The 16,547-nt window shown below is 57.6% G+C and carries 17 protein-coding genes; 8 read left to right on the top strand and 9 right to left on the bottom strand.

The genetic code is table 11. The annotated features are described in order from the left end of the window. Window positions 1-140: 140 nt before the first annotated feature. The 6 genes from CBB91_RS08840 (at window position 141) to CBB91_RS08815 (ending at window position 4,324) form a co-directional block, all read left to right on the top strand. Window positions 141-665 (top strand): cold shock domain-containing protein, encoded by a 525-nt coding sequence (locus tag CBB91_RS08840; RefSeq protein WP_051602807.1) that lies wholly within the window; start codon window positions 141-143, stop codon window positions 663-665. A 52-nt stretch (window positions 666-717) separates the two neighbouring features. Beyond that, entirely contained in the window at window positions 718-1,173 is a 456-nt protein-coding gene (locus CBB91_RS08835) for a DUF192 domain-containing protein (protein ID WP_273013569.1), read from the top strand. Then, window positions 1,166-1,597: a PaaI family thioesterase gene (locus CBB91_RS08830; RefSeq protein ID WP_273013568.1), complete on the top strand. Its 432-nt coding sequence runs from the start codon at window positions 1,166-1,168 to the stop codon at window positions 1,595-1,597. Before CBB91_RS08835 ends, CBB91_RS08830 begins: the two co-directional genes overlap by 8 nt. Before the next feature lie 104 nt (window positions 1,598-1,701). Next, on the top strand, window positions 1,702-3,120 hold the full coding sequence (locus CBB91_RS08825; protein WP_273013566.1) for a cytochrome ubiquinol oxidase subunit I: 1,419 nt from the start codon (window positions 1,702-1,704) through the stop codon (window positions 3,118-3,120). Window positions 3,121-3,129: 9 nt separating this feature from the next. Next, window positions 3,130-4,185 carry a cytochrome d ubiquinol oxidase subunit II gene (cydB, locus tag CBB91_RS08820; RefSeq protein ID WP_273013564.1) on the top strand — a complete coding sequence of 352 codons (1,056 nt, stop codon included), beginning with the start codon at window positions 3,130-3,132 and terminating at the stop codon, window positions 4,183-4,185. Then, window positions 4,175-4,324, top strand: coding sequence for a DUF2474 domain-containing protein (locus CBB91_RS08815; protein ID WP_155841932.1), 150 nt, complete (start codon window positions 4,175-4,177; stop codon window positions 4,322-4,324). The genes cydB and CBB91_RS08815 overlap by 11 nt, the downstream gene beginning before the upstream one ends. Here CBB91_RS08815 and CBB91_RS08810 read toward each other — a convergent pair. The 3 genes from CBB91_RS08810 to groES all read right to left on the bottom strand — a co-directional run bounded on the left by CBB91_RS08810 (window position 4,314) and on the right by groES (window position 8,078). Continuing rightward, the gene (locus CBB91_RS08810) at window positions 4,314-5,936 is read right to left on the bottom strand and encodes an acyl-CoA synthetase (RefSeq protein ID WP_273013562.1); all 1,623 of its coding nucleotides are present in this window, start codon (window positions 5,934-5,936) and stop codon (window positions 4,314-4,316) included. The genes CBB91_RS08815 and CBB91_RS08810 overlap by 11 nt on opposite strands. 149 nt (window positions 5,937-6,085) lie before the next feature. Then, complete coding sequence (gene groL, locus CBB91_RS08805) at window positions 6,086-7,735, bottom strand: chaperonin GroEL (protein ID WP_273013560.1); 1,650 nt, start codon at window positions 7,733-7,735, stop codon at window positions 6,086-6,088. Window positions 7,736-7,787: 52 nt separating this feature from the next. After that, complete coding sequence (gene groES / locus CBB91_RS08800) at window positions 7,788-8,078, bottom strand: co-chaperone GroES (protein WP_035553878.1); 291 nt, start codon at window positions 8,076-8,078, stop codon at window positions 7,788-7,790. A gap of 312 nt (window positions 8,079-8,390) precedes the next feature. Between groES and CBB91_RS08795 the strand changes: the two genes are divergently transcribed. Together CBB91_RS08795 and CBB91_RS08790 are read left to right on the top strand one after the other, a co-directional pair. Beyond that, window positions 8,391-9,143: a GGDEF domain-containing protein gene (locus CBB91_RS08795; RefSeq protein WP_051602806.1), complete on the top strand. Its 753-nt coding sequence runs from the start codon at window positions 8,391-8,393 to the stop codon at window positions 9,141-9,143. Window positions 9,144-9,432: 289 nt separating this feature from the next. Next, window positions 9,433-10,335 carry a DUF3137 domain-containing protein gene (locus CBB91_RS08790; RefSeq protein WP_273013558.1) on the top strand — a complete coding sequence of 301 codons (903 nt, stop codon included), beginning with the start codon at window positions 9,433-9,435 and terminating at the stop codon, window positions 10,333-10,335. Between the two features lie 5 nt (window positions 10,336-10,340). Here CBB91_RS08790 and CBB91_RS08785 read toward each other — a convergent pair whose 3' ends face one another. From CBB91_RS08785 to CBB91_RS08760, 6 genes are all read right to left on the bottom strand, one after another. Next, window positions 10,341-11,285 carry an RDD family protein gene (locus CBB91_RS08785; protein WP_273013557.1) on the bottom strand — a complete coding sequence of 315 codons (945 nt, stop codon included), beginning with the start codon at window positions 11,283-11,285 and terminating at the stop codon, window positions 10,341-10,343. After that, window positions 11,282-12,283 (bottom strand): stage II sporulation protein M, encoded by a 1,002-nt coding sequence (locus tag CBB91_RS08780; RefSeq protein ID WP_273013555.1) that lies wholly within the window; start codon window positions 12,281-12,283, stop codon window positions 11,282-11,284. The genes CBB91_RS08785 and CBB91_RS08780 overlap by 4 nt, the downstream gene beginning before the upstream one ends. Next, window positions 12,280-13,593, bottom strand: a complete 1,314-nt coding sequence (locus tag CBB91_RS08775) for a DUF58 domain-containing protein (protein WP_273013554.1) — start codon at window positions 13,591-13,593, stop codon at window positions 12,280-12,282. The genes CBB91_RS08780 and CBB91_RS08775 overlap by 4 nt, the downstream gene beginning before the upstream one ends. Further along, entirely contained in the window at window positions 13,590-14,546 is a 957-nt protein-coding gene (locus tag CBB91_RS08770; RefSeq protein ID WP_273013552.1) for a MoxR family ATPase, read from the bottom strand. Before CBB91_RS08770 ends, CBB91_RS08775 begins: the two co-directional genes overlap by 4 nt. Then, window positions 14,533-15,759 carry a DUF4350 domain-containing protein gene (locus tag CBB91_RS08765; protein WP_273013550.1) on the bottom strand — a complete coding sequence of 409 codons (1,227 nt, stop codon included), beginning with the start codon at window positions 15,757-15,759 and terminating at the stop codon, window positions 14,533-14,535. The genes CBB91_RS08770 and CBB91_RS08765 overlap by 14 nt, the downstream gene beginning before the upstream one ends. Continuing rightward, on the bottom strand, window positions 15,756-16,529 hold the full coding sequence (locus CBB91_RS08760) for a hypothetical protein (protein ID WP_273013548.1): 774 nt from the start codon (window positions 16,527-16,529) through the stop codon (window positions 15,756-15,758). The genes CBB91_RS08765 and CBB91_RS08760 overlap by 4 nt, the downstream gene beginning before the upstream one ends. Window positions 16,530-16,547: the final 18 nt, after the last annotated feature.

The raw sequence follows: 16,547 nt of genomic DNA, 5'->3' as shown, positions 1-16,547 counted from the left end.
TCCCCTAGGGACTGCCACCTTCTCTCCACATTGACGGGCTATGCCTTTTGCAGGGCTGCTTAATGCCGTGCGCAGGTGTGAAGATCGCGTGACAAGTGTGTTAACACATTTTAGGTTGCGTGAGTGGGGAATATGGGTTGATGACGAATTTTGCCGCCAAACAAGAATCAGAAGATTCGCCGATGGAACAGGTCGTGCGAGTCATCGGTCGTGTCAAATGGTTTGATAGCGCCAAGGGCTATGGATTCATCGTGGCGGAGTCGACGTCCGATGCTGGCCTGACGGGTGATGTCATGCTGCATGTCACGTGCTTGCGGGGGTATGGCGAGAGCTTTGCCGATGAAGGCGCGCGCATCGTTTGCGATGCTGTGAAGGGTGAGCGTGGCTGGCAAACCGCAAACATTATCGAAATGGAACGTCCGCGCGCGTCAGTTGCCAAGGAGCAGGGACTGGAGCGTGCGTATGAGTCAGTCACGTTGAAATGGTTCAATCGCACGCGCGGATACGGTTTTGTCCAGCGCGACGGCGACGATACCGATATCTTTGTGCACGCCGTGGTCCTGCGGAAAGCGGGATACGAGGACGTCGAGCCTGGAACAATACTGGAAGTCTGCATCGACACCGGTTCCAAGGGCGAGCATGTCAGCCATATTAAACGCGCGTAAGCAGCAGCCAACAGCGCTTGCCGCGTCGCTGGCAGCCGTCTAAACACAGCGCATGCTACGTTTCTTTGCTTCTGCGATCGCATCGCTCATTCTCTTCCTGCCGGCGGCGTTCGCCCAGCTGGAGACCGGCCCGCTTTCCATCCAGTCGGGTGACGAGGTTCACACCTTCACGGTCGAATTGGCCAACGATCCTGAAGAGATCACGACAGGCCTGATGGACCGCACCGAACTTGCGGCGGACGCAGGCATGCTGTTCGATTTTGGTCAGCCCCGCGAAGCAAACATGTGGATGAAGAATACGCTCATCTCACTCGACATGCTGTTCCTTGATACGGATGGGAAAGTGTTGGCGATCGCGCGCGACACCGTGCCTGGCTCGCTCCGCCGCATCAATCCGGGAGTCCCGGTGAAGGGCGTATTGGAGCTTGCGGGTGGGCGGGCTGCTGAACTCGGTATCGAGCCGGGTGACGTGGTCCAGCATGAAATCTTCGGAAATCTGAGTGAGTGAAACGGCTGAGCCGCTGAGACCTCCGCCGCCGGGATTTGCGCCTACGCCCTCCCGCGGGAAATTCACCCTGCATAACGGTCCCACCTTCCGCGCTTCTGCGGAGGGTGATTTGCGCACAGGCATGTGGGTGCTCGACCGTCACTGCAATGGCATGGGCTTTCTACATGGCGGGATGACGTGTTCATTTTCGGACAGCGCGCTGGCATGGGCCGTGTGGAGTGTAACAGGGAAAATGTCCGTCACGCTGAAGCTCACCATGGAGTTCATGGACATTGTCCGCGAAGGAACCTGGCTGGAGGCACACCCCGAGGTGACGCTGGTCGATGGCGATATGGTTCATGTGACGGCGCAACTGATCAAGGCGGATGGTGGGATTGCTGCCCGTGCCGACGCGATCTTCAGGACGCTCCGCCGCAAATCCTGAACGTCATTGTGTCGCTGCGTCAGACCGGCGCGCGTCAGCTCGACAGCTTGGAGATTCCGACGAAGTAATTTAGAGAACGCTCATATACCAGACGGAGCAGGTTCATGGAATTTGACGCACTCTTGTTATCGCGACTTCAGTTCGCATTTGTCGTCGCGTTTCACATTCTCTTCCCAGCCTTCACGATCGGGCTCGCTGCGTTCCTTGCTGTTTGTGAAGGCCTTTGGCTTAAAACGGGCAAGGAAGTCTTCAAGCGGCTTTACCTGCACTGGGTAAAGATCTTCGCCCTGGCCTTTGCCATGGGTGTCGTGTCCGGCGTGGTGATGAGTTACCAGTTCGGAACGAATTGGAGCCTGTTTTCGGAGATCACCGGCAGTGTCATGGGGCCCATGCTGGCCTATGAAGTGCTGACAGCGTTCTTTCTGGAGGCAACATTTCTCGGCGTCATGTTGTTCGGTTGGCAGAAGGTCGGTCGAAAGTTGCATTTTGTCGCCACGCTTGCCGTTGCGATTGGTACGACGATTTCGGCCTTCTGGATTCTGGCAGCCAATAGCTGGATGCAGACGCCTGCAGGGTTTGCGATTGATCCGGAGACCGGCAATTTCTACGCGACCAGCTGGATTGAGGCGATCTTCAATCCAAGCCTGCCTAGCCGCTTCTCTCACATGCTGCTTGCCGCCTATACGACCACTGCGGCAGTAATCCTCGCGGCGGGTGCCTGGCAGGTCATCAAGGGTCGTATCACCGAGCCGACCAAATGGCAGATCCGCATGGCCTCGGGGACGCTGGCTGTACTATTGCCCATTCAGATCATGGTGGGCCACTGGTCTGGCGAGGTCGCGCATAAGCATCAGCCCGCGAAGATTGCCGTCGTTGAAGGCTGGTGCGAGACGAAGGAAGTGCAGGGCACTGTGCTTATTGCCTGGCCGGACGATTCCGAATGCGGGCATGCGGGTATCACTGTGCCGGGCACTAGCCCTTTCCTTTTCCCAGGTCTCGAAGAGGGCGAAGAATTGCACGGTATGGATCATTTCCCGGAGTCGGAGCGTCCTCCGCTCTGGCTGGTGTTCTACGCATTCCGCATCATGGTCGCGGCCGGACTTGGCATGCTGGCGATGGGCCTGTGGGGGAGCTTCCTCTGGTGGCGCAAGAAGATCGACCAGCCTGGCTTGTTTCATATTGCAGCGGTTCCGGCAGGGGCGCTCGGGTTTATCGCGGTGGTGACAGGATGGATCACGGCTGAGGTGGGGCGCCAGCCTTACACTGTCTACGGTCACTTGCGGACGGTTGATAGTTTGTCACCAGTTTCCGCCGGGCAGGTGGCAACGTCGCTGCTCGTATTCATGATTGTCTATGCGATCATCTTCACGGCTGGCGTCGTCTACATGGCGCGCATAGCCACGCGAGGCTTCGACGATACTCCGCCCGATCCCGCGCGCCGGGAGCGTCGCCCGCCTGGATCGCCGATGGGCGCGGTCGACGACAAGGCAGAAACATCCGACGATATCGTTGCGGCGGAATAGGAGGCAGACATGGCTATAGACCTTCCCCTTATCTGGGCCCTGATCCTCGCGGTAGGTGTCATGATGTATGTGTTGCTGGATGGATTTGACCTTGGCGTCGGCATGTTCACGGCGGTCGCGGAGTCTGAAGAAGAACGCAATATGATGACGGCGACGGTTGAGCCTGTCTGGGACGGCAATGAAACCTGGCTGATCATTGGAGGTGGCGGTCTCTTCGCGGCCTTCCCGACCGCGTATGCCATCATCATGCCTGCCTTTTATTTGCCGGTATTGATCATGCTTGCGGCCTTGATCTTCCGCGGTGTCGCCTTTGAGTTTCGGCACAAGGCGGTGCGGCGACCTACGCGATTGTTCTGGAATGGAGCTTTCTATGGCGGCTCGTTCACCGCNGCGTTCTCTCAAGGCATCATGCTGGGCGGAATGGTTCAGGGCATTCAGGTCGAGGGTGGCGCGTTCGCTGGCGGTGCATTCGANTGGCTGACTCCATTTTCCCTGCTCACGGGCATATCGGTTGTGATCGGCTATATGCTGCTNGGGGCCTGCTGGCTCGTGCTCAAAACTGANGGCGCGCTNCANGCCAAAGCCCGCAAATGGGGGCGGATGGCGCTCGCCGGTGTGGCGATCTGTTTTCTCGCGGTGAGTTTTGCAACATTGTCCGTAGACCCGTCGATCGGAGANCGCTGGGGCTTTTCCATGACGGAAATCAACCCGGCGCGCTTCTTGCCGCTGGCTCCGGTGCCACTGGCAGGAATGGCTTTGGTGCTGTGGTTGTGGCGGGACCTGTCCATGAAGCAGAACAAGGTGGGCGGTGCGCCGGATTGGCGGCCGTTCTTGCTGGCTGCGGGCATTTTCCTGAGCGGCTATATCGGGTTGGGCGTCAGCCTCTATCCGTTTATTGTGCCTTACGAGGTGTCGATCTGGGAGGCAGCGGCCCGCAACAATGCGCTGATGCTCATGCTTGTTGGCGCTTTGGTGATGCTACCCATTATTTTGGCGTACACGGCATATGTTTACAGCCTTTTCTGGGGCAAGGTGAAACCAGGGGACGGGTATCATGCGCATTGAGCCTGTTCGTCCGGAAGAAAACGGAGAGGAGCCGCCTCTTGCGAAGCGGCTCCTCTGGTTCGTAGGTATCGCCTTTGTGTCCATGCTCGTCGTGGCGGTCGTGGCCTACACGCTGAGAGGTTTCCTGCTCATTGGCTGACGCCAAGCTGGGCGAGGGCATACGCCTTGATGGATTTATAGTCTGCCTTNCCGTTGGGTGCGCGTCCCAGATCATCCTTGAACAGAATAGACTTTGGCGCCTTGTAACGCGCGATGCGACTTTGCACGAATTCACGCAACTCATCCTCGCTGACGTCCGCGTCTGTNGCGACGACGGCCGTGACGGCGTTGCCCCATTTGTCGTCGGGTATGCCCACGACGAGTGCGTCTTTCACCGCTTTGTGCTCTTTCAGGGCCTCCTCGACCTCTTCGGGATACACTTTCTCGCCTGCGGTGTTGATGCAATTCGACCCCCGACCGAGCAGTGTGATCGTGCCATCTGCCTCCACGGTGCACCAGTCACCCGGAATGGCGTAGCGCACGCCATTGATCGTCTTGAACGTCNTGGCGGTNTTTTCTTCGTCCTTGTAATAGCCGAGCGGCACGGCACCACCGCGCGCGATAATGCCGGCTTCTCCGCTGCCGGGGACGACTTCTCGATCATCTTCGGAGAACACTTTGCAGTTCGGGCCAATNTCGAATTTCGATGTTTGCGTGCCGCCTTCGGCTGTAGTCGTAGAGGATCCGAACCCAACAGCTTCCGATGAGCCGAAACTGTCCATCATTGCGGCCTGAGGCATGTGCTTGAGCAGGCCCTGCTTGACTTCAGCGCTCCACATCACGCCCGATGAAACAATGGTCTGTACGGAGCTGACATCCCAACGCCCCGGATTTTCATCGAGAGCTTTCAGCATTGGCTTGCCAAACGCGTCGCCCACGATGGCCATGCTGGTGACGCCATGTTCGTCGACCGTGTCCCAGAGGTTCTCGGGGNCAAAGCTGGTATTCTGTTCCAGTGTAATGATGGCACCGCCAGCCANGAACGCTCCCATCGCGGTNAAGAGGCCCGTCCCATGCATCAGAGGACAGGCGGGAACCTGGCGGGCGGTGCGCCCCATCAATTCGACCGCCATCTTGAATTCGTCCAGTGTCGACGGGTAGGGGAGTCCCGCCTTTTCCGCGCCTTCCCTGGCGGCTTGCCTCCAAACCGATTGTGACCACATCACGCCTTTGGGCATGCCGGTCGTGCCGCCGGTATAAAGGAAGAAGAGGTCGTCAGCAGACCTCTCAATGCCGAGCGGCGAGGGATCGCCCTCCGTAGCGAGACGTTCGTAATCCTCAGCCCAATCCGGGATGTCCCCGTCGCCGATCTGAACCCAGACTTTCACCTTCGGAAGACGCCCGCGGACGAGCTCGACTTGGTCAAGAAACTGAGCGTCGTAGAAAACGACGGCAGAGTCTGAATTGTCGAAAATGTAGAAAAGTTCGTCAGCGAGGTAGCGGTAGTTGACGTTTACATGGGTAAAGCGCGCCTTGAAGCTCGCGGCGAGGGCTTCGGTGTATTCNGGCTGGTTGCGCAGATAGAAGCCAGCCTTGTCCCCGGTTTCCACACCCATTGCGCGTAGATTGCGCGCCAGTCGATTGGAGCGCGCCGTGAATTCNGGCCAGTAGATACGGCGGCTTCCATGCGCAAGGGCNAGGTCTTCNGGGCCGAGGAGATCCCCAACCACGTCAAGCATGTCTCCGAAATTCAGTTCCTCTGCAGCCGTCACGGCGTTTTCTCCCAGTTTGTTTTTTTGCAAGTCTAGGAGGTTGCCGCNGGGGCAGAGAAGTTAAATCGGCGTGCGTTCAAGATCTCGGGTTCAAAAAAAGAGGCAGCACCGAAGTGCTGCCTCTCGCAATTTGGCTGGGACAGTTGGGCTTAGAAGCCCATGCCACCCATTCCGCCCATGCCGCCGCCCATGTCGGGCATGCCGCCGCCAGCGGATTCTTTCTTCGGTGCTTCTGCGATCGAGGCTTCGGTGGTGATCAGCAGGCCAGCGACAGATGCTGCGTTCTGCAGGGCAGAGCGAACAACTTTCACCGGATCGATCACACCCATGCCNACCAGGTCGCCATANTCTTCGGTCTGGGCGTTGAAGCCGAAGCCTTTGCCCTTGCCGCGGCGGATCTGATCAACAACGACCGAACCTTCGACACCGGCGTTCTCGGCGATCTGGCGAACCGGAGCTTCCAGAGCCTTGCGAACGATGTCGATACCGGCTTGCTCGTCATCATTGGCGCCTTTGACGTCAATGTTGCCAGCAGCGGACAGGAGTGCCGTGCCGCCGCCTGGGACGATGCCTTCTTCAACAGCAGCGCGTGTTGCGTTCAGCGCGTCGTCGACGCGGTCCTTACGCTCTTTCACTTCTACTTCGGTTGCACCGCCAACCTTGATGACAGCAACGCCGCCAGCCAGTTTCGCCAGACGCTCCTGGAGCTTCTCACGATCGTAGTCGGACGAGGTGTCTTCGATNTGCTTGCGGATCTGGGAAACGCGAGCTTCGAGGTCTTTCTTCGCGCCAGCGCCATCAACGATGGTCGTGTCGTCCTTGGAGATCGAAACGCGCTTTGCGGTGCCGAGCATGTCCATGGAGACGTTCTCGAGCTTGATGCCNAGGTCTTCGGAGATGACCTGACCGCCGGTGAGAACTGCGATGTCTTGCAGCATGGCTTTGCGGCGATCGCCGAAGCCAGGTGCTTTGACNGCTGCGATTTTCAGGCCGCCACGCAGCTTGTTGACCACCAGGGTTGCCAATGCTTCGCCATCGACGTCTTCGGCGATGATGAGCAGCGGCTTCTGGCTCTGAACAACGCTTTCCAGGATCGGCAGCATTGGCTGCAGAGAGGACAGTTTGCTCTCGTGAAGCAGGATGAACGGATCTTCGAGTTCCGCGATCATCTTGTCAGGGTTCGTGATGAAGTANGGGGACAGGTAGCCGCGGTCGAACTGCATGCCTTCAACGACATCCAGTTCGGTTTCCAGCGACTTGGCTTCTTCAACAGTGATGACGCCTTCATTGCCGACTTTCGCCATGGCTTCAGCGATCATGCCACCGACTTCGGTGTCGCCGTTCGCGGAGATCGTGCCAACTTGGGCGATCTCGTCGTTGGACTTCACTTTCTTGGAGTGGTGAGCCAGGTCGCTGAGGACTTCCGTCACGGCCTTGTCGATACCGCGCTTCAGATCCATTGGNTTCATGCCGGCGGCAACGCGCTTCATACCTTCGCGAACGATGGCCTGAGCAAGAACGGTTGCAGTCGTTGTACCGTCACCAGCAACGTCGTTNGCCTTGGAAGCGACTTCGCGCAGCATTTGCGCGCCCATGTTCTCCAGCTTGTCTTCAAGCTCGATCTCTTTTGCCACGGTGACGCCGTCCTTCGTGGTGCGCGGAGCGCCGAAGGATTTTTCGATAACGACGTTACGGCCTTTCGGGCCGAGCGTTACCTTCACAGCATTGGCAAGCGTATCGACGCCTTTCAGCATGCGNTCGCGTGCTTCTGCGCCGAAAACTACGTGTTTGGCTGACATTGTTGATTACCTCTTTGAGAATTCTGTCTGATGAAATGCGACGGGCGGGAGCTTAGCTCTCCAGCACACCCATGATGTCGCTCTCTTTCATGATGAGCAGCTCTTCGCCGTCGACGGTCACTTCCGTGCCGGACCATTTGCCGAAGAGAACGCGATCGCCGACTTTGACGTCGAGTGCAACGCGCTCGTTGTCGTCGCCAATGGCACCGTTGCCGACAGCAACGATTTCGCCTTCCTGCGGCTTTTCCTTGGCGGTGTCAGGAATGATGATCCCGCCTTTGGTTTTCTCTTCTTCCTTGACGCGGCGCACGACGACACGGTCGTGCAGGGGACGAAGTTTCATTGGATTTAGCCCTCTTGTCTCTTTGACGAGTTCAATTGAATTTAGCTCGTGAGCAGGAACATTCAGGGAGGTTTAGCACTCACCCCTGCTGACTGCTAACGATGGTGGGCAGTTAAGAGGGCGCTGGGGCAGCGTCAAGTTCGTCATTGCGAAATTTTTGTAAGGATCGCACGCTTCGTGCAAAGCGGCCTATGAAATTGGTAAGATAGCTTCTTTCCAAAATATGAATGGCAATGCCAGAAAATATCTCGGCAGATTGACGGTAAAATATAACTCCCGTGCGACAACATCCCCATAACCGGGAGACAGGATGTGCAGGGTAAACTAGAGGATCTGGTCGAATCGCTGACCTTTTTCGCCTTTGTGGCGATCACGGCGCTTTGCCTCTGTTTCACGTTTTCCGTGATTGTTTATTCGATGGGCTTTCCGACCGATCCTCATAAATTTATCGTGGCAAATCTGTTCATTGCGGCCTGCGTGGCGGTCCCAACTGCAGCAATTGCAGCACAACACGAATACAAGATGCGCATCTACCAGCGAACCCTCGAAGACATGGCGTCTACAGACGCTCTCACCGGTTTGCTGAACCGAAAATTCTTCAAACAGTTCGCTTGCGAGGAAATGGCCCGTATGGGGCGGACAGAAATGACCGCAGCCGTTGCGTTGTTTGACATTGATTACTTCAAGGCGGTCAACGATCGGCACGGGCACGCCGCTGGGGACAGGGTTCTCCGCGAGATTGCCGCGGTGGCATATTCCGAACTGCGCGGTCCTTTCGACAAGCTTGGACGCTGGGGAGGCGAGGAATTCGTCATCCTGCTAAGTAATGTCGACGCTGAGCAGGCTCATAGCGTTTGTGAGCGTCTTCGGTCCTCGATTGAAAACCATGTGATGATCGTTGATGGGCAGCCGGTTAGTGTGACGGCCAGTTTCGGCCTGACCATTCTGCCGCCAAATTCGGACTTTGACGAAATGCTCGAACTGGCCGATTCAGCCTTGTATAAATCCAAGGCCAATGGGCGAAATTGCGTGACAGCCTCGCGAGAGTTGACGCTGGCCGCCTGATGGCATCCCGGACGGGACCGGGGTCGATCAGATTAGGGGGAGCGGCATGTCGGGGTTCAATCCACAAAAGCTGAGTGATGCNTTGGNAGGCGCACCGTCTTTGGAGGTGTTGTCTGCAAAGCGGCCTGAGTTCGCCCATGTGCCGAAAGTCTGGTCAGATGTCTTGAGACCGGAGCTCGCGCGCCGCGAGTCTGATCGCAAGGAAGCCATTCGAACTGCGATCACGCGGTCGTGTANCGGCGCGGGATTGCCGATTTTTGTCGCCATTCTTCTCGCCATTTCTTCCCTGATGTCATTCAACATGATGTTTCCGGGCATCATGTTTGTGATCATCCTGTTCGCGGCGGTCGTGTCCGGTCCCGCCTGGATCAGGGTTTTCACGATGAAGTCCCAGACCAAGCAGTTGGTTCTCGCTGCCGCATGTGAACCGTTTGGCTTCTCTTANGATACTTTGCATCCAGATCTTTCAGGCGTTGAAGACTTTCGGTCTCTGATGCAGCGCGCGACGGAGCTGAGTGCGGCCTATTCNGCCGGNTCGGGAAAGACTGTCCCAACGCCATTCGGCATGATCTCCACGGGGTCNGGCAATGGCATCNAGGCGCCCACCCCAGCCTACGAAGTTCTCAAGGCAGCAAAACTGCTACCTAGCCATTCGCGGCGCAAGTTCGAGGATATGATTTCAGGGGAAAGGGCCGGCGCGAAGTTCGTGCTGGTTGAGGCTCGCCTCGAAACCGGCGGGAAAAACAGCACGACCGTTTTTCAGGGCATTCTGGCTCATGTGGAGTATCCGGAGCGTTTTCTGGGGCGGACTGTGATGGCACGGTCCGGTTGGTGGAAGCGCGGTCGCGATGCGGGTGACCTGAAGCGTGTGGATCTGATTTCCAGGGAATTGGAAGACGCATTCACCGTCTATTCCACAGACCANGTTGAGGCGCGGGCACTCTTGTCACCTGATCGCATGGAGCGNCTGATTGCCCTGGAGCGGCACTTCTCAGGCGGAAAGCTGCGCGGCGTTTTCGAGGATGGGCATATGACGCTCGCGCTTGAAGCGGACGATCAGTTTGAAGCGGGTTCAATCTTCCAGACGTTGGTGGATCCNCGCCGGTATGCATCTGCATTGGTCGAGTTGGGTCTGGTATGTGATCTGATAGATGGCTTCCTGACCCGGGACTGGGTTCGCGGGCGGCTTTAAGNCCATCACCGCGTATCGAACTTGTCGGTCTTGCGGTCCCCGAAGATCATGCGCTGTTCGAGCCGTCGTCTCAGCGCAGCGTAGTACGCTTCAAGAAANGCGANGTCTGTTTCGCCGGGCTGAGCGCGCCAGCCGATCTTCGCGCGGATACGCAGCGCGACTTGTGCTTTGACGTCCTGCGTCGACTGGCGAAGCACATCCTCCANAACATGTAGTTCNTGNATNCCNTANGCNTCCGCCTGTTGCGGNGTGAAGGCAAACCGATCCTNNGTTGTCGTNGCAGCGGACGATGAGATGTCGCCCATCAATTTTGTTTTTGGCGAGCGAATGACCCACGTTCCCGCGATCAGATCACCCACTCTCATCTTGTCTTTGTTGAAGATGGGAAACAGGAGGAAAATGCCGGACCAGACAAGTCCCANCAATGCCATCCAGCCGCNAACNCGGTCACCNCCCATCATCAGNAACTGNAATGGCANGCCGACCTCGATTTCGCGNATGAAGTTTCTTGCGAGGACTGAGTTGGCGGTCAGTCGTCCTCCGCTTCGAGACGTTACTCGAATACCCAGCGCGCGTTTGCCCGGCGTCGCGGCTTTCGCGCCGAGTTCGAAGAAGATGTAGTAAAAGTTGCGTACGAAGAAATAGAAGACGAGCCATACCGCCCAGGCCACATTTGCACTGCCGGAATCCATCGCCATCATCGCGAAGCTCAGCCCGAGTGCGGTTGCGATAACGATCGCCCACTGAATCGCGACGTCAATCATGAACGCGCCGGCGCGTTCCGATGCTGTTGCGAGCTTCAGATGTATCGCTGCGCCTTCAGGAGTGACGAGCCGTCGTTGCAGCTTTGACCGGCGAATTTGCTCCTGCAATCTGGCGCGTCGTAAGCGGGCGGCATTCACGTCTGCTGTGCTGGCCTTGCCTTGCGTATGAGGCACGGTGGGATTCATGCGGCTTCCACCTTTCGCGGAAGATAAAAGTAAGCAAGCCAAAGGCCAAGTATACTGAACGCGACGATGTAGCGGATGACGTCGCTGTTGATCAATTGGCGACCAAACCCTTCCAGCAATGCGGCAATGATCAGCATGATGACACAACCCATCGCCATCGTCGCGGCCTTCTGTCCTGCCCGCCGGGCGGAGTTCAGGCGAGTGAGTTGTCCGGGAAACGCGACAGCGCCGCCAATCACAAACCCGGCTGCGCCCGCTAGCACGATGGCGAACAGTTCTGTCGTGCCGTGGATCATCAGCCAGCCTGTGAATTCATAGCCAAGTCCCTTCTGCCAGAAGACAGCATGCAGCGATCCCATCATCACGCCATTGTAGACAAGGAGCCATGCTGTCGGGATGCCGAACGCGAATCCCAAGGCGAAGGCGAACAGGGCAATCTGGGCATTGTTGTTGAAGAGGTAGCTGGAGAAAGATGTCAGTTGACCATCATTGATCTCTCCTTCCTCCGTATAAATAGTTGATCGCAGATATTCGACGGTCGCGTCCGGATTTCGGCCGTCGAAGAAGCTTTGGCCGTGAAAGGTCCAAAACCATTCCATGTCCTGCATACAGAGAAAGAATGCCAGCGCCCAACCTCCAAACAGGAACAGCGCAGCCAGAAGTGTAGGGCCAACAGCGGAGGCCACGCAGCTTGGCCAGTCCCGCCTTAGAAAATCCATCATGCGTTCACCGATGGAGGTGCGGGCGCCATAAACAAAGAAGTAGGCCCGTGTGCAGAGGCTTTCGAGATAGGCCGTCACATTCTGATCCAGGGATATGGATCGCGCGACAGACAGCGAAGAGACCGCCTGACGATACAGCCGTGGCAGCGCGGTCATTTCGTCATCCGTCAGCGCCTTTACGCCGGAATTCTCTGCGCGTGTCAGAATCAGGTCGAGCTTGCGCCAGTCCGCTTCACGTTCTTCGCGGAAGCGATACGATTTGAGAAGGTCACTCATAGCATGTCCCTCTGCTTGATCTGCAGGTAGCGCGAGATGAGCTCCGGTCCAAAGGCTTCGGGCTTGCTCTCTATGACCTGAACACCCATTCGCTGAAGTCGAAGCAGCACCGTATCCCGTTCGGCCATCAGTGTGTCGGCGATGACTGCGCGGGTCACATCATTGATCGTGTTGGGAGGTGCATCCACCATATCGGACAGGGCTTGATCTTCGAATGTCGCAAAGACAACGAGGTGCCGGTCGGTCAGGCGCCGGATGTTTTCCAGCATGAGTTCGGCGGAGATGGTGTCGACAAAATCCGAGAAGATGATGATCAGGCTTCGCCGTTCGAGTTTGCTGGCGAGGGAAGAGAGCGCGAGGGTGAAGTTGGCTTCCTCGGTCGAGTAGTCCAGTTGAGCGGTCAGGTCCTGGGCTTTGGTAAAACTCCGCTGGCCTGTCATGAAACCACTCATAAGTCCGGGCTTGGCATCAAATCCGTACACCATCGTCCGGTCGCCATTTCGCAATGAAACGAATGAGAGCAGCAAACCGGCATTTATGGCGCGATCAATCTTTGGAACCCCGCCGAGCGGTTCGCTCATCAGGCGCCCGGTATCAAAGGCGAAGACAATGTTGTGATTTCGTTCCGTCCTGAACTCCTTGGCCAGAAGATGCCTGTGTCGCGCGGAATGCTTCCAGTCTATCGCTCGGCGGTCCATGCCGGTGGTAAATTCGCGAAGGGCGTCAAACTCACTCCCGTCGCCGCGTTCAAACTGTGTCTTGATCCCAAATTCAGCGTCCCGCGAATAAATCCGGATGGCTTCATCCTTTACCCAGCGGATGTTGGGCGTAATGGGGATATCCCGTTCAAGGGGATGAACATGCCGTTTCTGGATCAGGCCTAGTGGGCCTGTCCATCGGCTCCAGAGTTTGACGAGCTGTGCCAATCCTCGCCGCGTCGGTGTCAAGGGCAGGGAGTATGCGCGGGTTCGCCCCTGCCATCCGCGTAACCCGGCAGGCGGAATGGTCTGAAGAAACTCGTTTACCTCCAGCAGGACTTCGATCCGCCTCGGCAGTGCGCCACTCTCGAACGTCAGCGAAAGATCGGCAGGGTCACTCCCGCCAACATAAAGGAGCGGTGGCGANTCGATCTCGACCCGGAATGCACGCAAGGAAGCTGACATNACGGCGTCGATCAGCATCAGGCCGGAGATAGCGCCGATCCATCCAGCGCAGACGATCCACCATTCCGGGCGTAGCAGGGCAATTGCCACCAAAAGGGGCACGCCGAGCAACATCAGAAAGATGGCGCGGGGAGTTGGTGAAATCACCGTGGAGCTGCCGTTTGCTCGATAATGGCTGACAAGGTCTCATCGGTCGTCTTGCCCTCGATTTCGGCGGCCGGTGACAACAATACGCGGTGGCGCAAGGCTGGCAGTGCCAAGAGCTTCACATCGTCTGGAATAACGAAATCCCGACCGTCCAGNGCAGCCCTGGCGCGCGCTGCTGTGGCGAGCGCGGCTGCCGCGCGTGGCGAAGCCCCGGTTTCCAGGGCGGGTGACGTGCGGGTCGCGCGTATGATGTCGACAATGTAGGAAATGATATCATCCTGAAGGCGCGCTTCTGAAACGGAACTGACGGCTTCGGTGAGCTCCTCAGCAGAGACAACNGCTTCAATGCCGAACGCGGCAGGTGTCTTCATGCCCGTACGAGTGCCGTGCTGGCCGACGATTGCGATCTCTTCCTCGCGGCTCGGATAGTCCAGCGTGTGCTTGAACAGGAATCGGTCAAGCTGGGCTTCGGGCAGGGGGTAAGTGCCCTGCTGCTCGATCGGGTTCTGCGTGGCTATCACCGTGAAACGGTCATTGAGTCTGTAGCTGTCCCCATCAATTGTGACCTTTCGCTCTTGCATCGCTTCCAGCAGGGCTGCCTGGGTCTTGGGCGGTGTTCTGTTAATCTCGTCAGCAAGCAGAAGGTCGGTAAAAATCGGCCCTTTTGTGAGGGCGAATTCATTTGTCTGGAAGTTGAACAAATTCGTACCCAGAACATCGCCTGGCATCAGGTCTGGAGTGAACTGTATACGCCCGAAGTCCAGTGATATTGAGCGCGCGAAGCATTGGGCAAGCAAGGTTTTCGCGGTTCCCGGAGGGCCTTCGAGCAGGACGTGACCCGACGAGAAGATTGCCGTCAGGAGAATATCCACCGTTGTGTCCTGGCCGACGACGGCCTTGCGCACTTCACCGCGAATGCGATCTGCCAGCGCCTTGATGTCATTTACGTTCATTCATGGATCTCCCGATAATTCCCTGGCGCCAGCGAAAGAGTTCGCGGGTCTTGTTCATGAGGTCGTCGCGATTGTCAGCGGGGCCGTTCAACCCGGCGGCAAAATCCGTAAAGCGTTTGCCGGAAATTTCATCCTCTCCGAGGCGGTCCAGCAAGGCCGCGAGTTGGTCGCCGGTCAGAGACTTGGGCGCTCCGATATCGCGTTGGACGCGCCGCCTGATCAGATCCAGATAGCGCGGCGCAAGCCGTGTCTCGCGGCGGGCCATGGTAATCAGACCGGCCGAATTGTCGGCGAGTGCCTGCTTTCCGAGTGCAATCGCGCGCGCCTCCTGGACTGGTGGGCCGAACCGGACAAGCGCAGCCCAGCCAAGCAGGAGGGCGGCCATCAGCGCCGTCAACGTCGCGCCAATGAATGGGATGTCGAACATCATTTGCAGCAAGTTCTCAGATCGAACAAAGCCGTGAAGCGTTGCGTCGAATATGATCGGTTCATCCGCGTCGTATCGCATGAAATCCACCATCTTTACGGCGAACTCCGCGTTGTCGAACTCAGACAGTCCGAACGTGTTTATCAGGTCCGGGTCCGAGAGCACGTAGATGCCGGCATCGGGAGCGTAGGCCAGCAGCATGTGTTCGTCTGCTGTGACAATGGGGTCCAGGGCTTCGCTTTCCAGCACCTGCATTTTGACGTCTGGTTTGGGAGACAGTGTTCCGAATGCGCCGTCCACAGTGGCGGGCACTTCGATACGGCCTATTGTGGCGTCGAGGTTCAGGTCTTCCAGCAGGTCGTTCAGAACGCGTGCGTTCTTGAAACGCGTGTCATGTTGTTTCGTTCGGTCCAGCGCGTCCGGAATGCCATCCCATTTCGGCAATACGAGCAGCGTCGTGCGTGATGAGTCGAAATCTTCGAGCGCATCGTTTCCGCCCCAGAGTGGTAGGGTCAGGATTAACAGTCCCCAGTCGCTTTCTTCAAGCGTTCGCTCAAGCCGTGATATTTCTACGGGGTAGCCTTGCGCTTCGAGGAGGCGAACAAAGCCCTGATATCCGAGGGCCGATGTTGAGTAGGGATGAGACCCTGCCACATCCTTGTCGCGCAGTTCAGGCGCCCACCCGGCCAGCACCATGATGGCTCCAAATGAGAAGAGCGCGACCGCGACGAGAATGCCGACGACTTTCGCGTTGAACGGCGAGTCAGATTGCGAACGAGGGTTCATGCCCACTCTCCACCGAAGGCAAAATCCTCATAAGACGCGCGGGCCGATTGCCATCCCGTTTCGTCTACATCACGGCCACCAAAGAAGCTGCGTTCGACAATCGCGATAATTGGGCCGAGCGCTGAGCGGGCCCTGTCTGGCAGATAACCGAGTCTGCCAATCTCTCGCGCTGTCATGGAGCGGGGAACGCCCATCTCGACGCGCGACTGAATGTCTTCAATGGAGCGAAACAGCAGAAGATGAACCGCTTCGGCAAAACGACCTTCACGCGCGAGAGCGTCGGCTTCCTCAAGCAACGACCGGGCCGTGGCTTGGTCGGGGCGGAAGTCCGGCACAATATCGTCCTCGTCCCCCTCTGACTTGTCTTTCTTCCCGCCAAACCGAATTCGCATGGCTTCGCCGAAGAGAAAATAGAGAACGCCTGCCACCACCAGCACGATGCAGGCGTAAAAAATGAACTTGAGCAGGGGCCCCAGGTGGCCGAGAAGCTTTACAAGGCTGGAAAGCCAGCCGGGTGGTTCCGATGGCTCGAACTCAATCGGGTCTGCCTCTGGCCGTTCCAATTGCAGATCGGACATGGCGATGAGCTCGGCATGGGCGGCTTCGAGCGCATTCAGGTCTGTTTCCAGGCCAACTCCGCCATCCCACTCTTCATTTATTTCGGGTCCAGCAGGAACATCGTCCAGATCGTAGCCCGACTGGGCCGAAATCGGGGAGGACAGGTTTGCGGCCATCAGCAACGCAATGCTCAGGCGTCCGGTCAGGCCCACAAACAGTCTCCCCTCATG

This window comes from Hyphomonas sp. TMED31, assembly GCF_002172815.1.
GTDB classification, from domain to species: domain Bacteria; phylum Pseudomonadota; class Alphaproteobacteria; order Caulobacterales; family Hyphomonadaceae; genus Hyphomonas; species Hyphomonas atlantica.
Note: the sequence above shows the minus strand (reverse complement) of the source record. Positions and strands in the feature narration are given on the sequence as shown.

Excerpts from the sequence above, each read along its gene's own strand:
- CBB91_RS08840 (WP_051602807.1), top strand. The coding sequence starts at position 141 with ATGACGAATTTTGCCGCCAAACAAGAATCAGAAGATTCGCCGATGGAA.
- CBB91_RS08835 (WP_273013569.1), top strand. The coding sequence starts at position 718 with ATGCTACGTTTCTTTGCTTCTGCGATCGCATCGCTCATTCTCTTCCTG.
- CBB91_RS08825 (WP_273013566.1), top strand. The coding sequence starts at position 1,702 with ATGGAATTTGACGCACTCTTGTTATCGCGACTTCAGTTCGCATTTGTC.
- CBB91_RS08815 (WP_155841932.1), top strand. The coding sequence starts at position 4,175 with ATGCGCATTGAGCCTGTTCGTCCGGAAGAAAACGGAGAGGAGCCGCCT.
- groES (WP_035553878.1), bottom strand. The coding sequence starts at position 8,078 with ATGAAACTTCGTCCCCTGCACGACCGTGTCGTCGTGCGCCGCGTCAAG.
- CBB91_RS08780 (WP_273013555.1), bottom strand. The coding sequence starts at position 12,283 with ATGAGTGACCTTCTCAAATCGTATCGCTTCCGCGAAGAACGTGAAGCG.
- CBB91_RS08765 (WP_273013550.1), bottom strand. The coding sequence starts at position 15,759 with ATGAACCCTCGTTCGCAATCTGACTCGCCGTTCAACGCGAAAGTCGTC.